Origin of the sequence: Holdemanella biformis DSM 3989, from assembly GCF_000156655.1 — a bacterium.
GTDB classification, from domain to species: Bacteria; Bacillota_I; Bacilli_A; order Erysipelotrichales; family Erysipelotrichaceae; genus Holdemanella; species Holdemanella biformis.
This window is the reverse complement of record NZ_DS996849.1, coordinates 1-728: the sequence shown is the minus strand read 5'-3', so window position 1 is coordinate 728 and position 728 is coordinate 1. Positions and strand designations below refer to the sequence as shown.

The 728-nt window shown below is 23.6% G+C and carries 2 protein-coding genes; both read left to right on the top strand.

What is annotated here, in order from left to right; translation table 11 throughout:
- A partial coding sequence (locus EUBIFOR_RS10520; RefSeq protein WP_040466514.1) for a hypothetical protein occupies window positions 1–246 on the top strand: 246 nt, incomplete at its 5' end.
- Window positions 243–728: hypothetical protein (locus EUBIFOR_RS10515; RefSeq protein ID WP_003866038.1), on the top strand; the 486-nt coding region annotated here is incomplete at its 3' end. The genes EUBIFOR_RS10520 and EUBIFOR_RS10515, both read left to right, overlap by 4 nt.

Here is a 728-nt window from a genome sequence, read left to right as displayed (position 1 = left end):
CTGGGAATGAAACAAAGATTAATAATTTCTATGTATCAGTTAAGTGATGCAAAATTTATGATTATGGATGAATTGACTAATGGGTTAGACGAAGATAATAGAAAAAAATTATTTAGATTTCTTTTAGATGCTAAGAAATATGGAAAATTGATTCTTTTATCTTCTCATTACGGAGAAGAAATACGAAAATATTGTGATGTTATAGTAAAGATTGATAATCATAAATTAATTGAGGAGTCAGTATGAAGTATTTCTTGATTAATGTAAAAAAAATTTATAAAAATAAACTAAACAGCATTCCTGTTTTCATTATTATACTTTTTCTTGCATTTTTATATGTTGGAAATCTTAAAAGTGCAACTATAGAATTTGATTTAGATAGTCCGGTTTCTATAAAAGAGGATATTAATTCTACTTCTGAACAAATTGGTTTATTTGAAGATAATTTAAAATCTATTTCTTTAGATAGTGAAGAATATATAAATATAAAGAATGACTTGGATTTAGCTAAAGAAAGAAAAGAATGTTTAGAAAACAAACTAAAAGCTTACAAAAATAGAGATTGGCATCAATTTTATCAGAATGATATTCGGTTAAAAAAGATTGATCTAGAAGCAACTAATAAATATGAATCAGATTATGATGATGAATTTTTGCAAACAATAAAATTAAATGAAGAATATTCTTTATACCAATATGAAAATAAACTTGGTTTTGATGATAGGTTT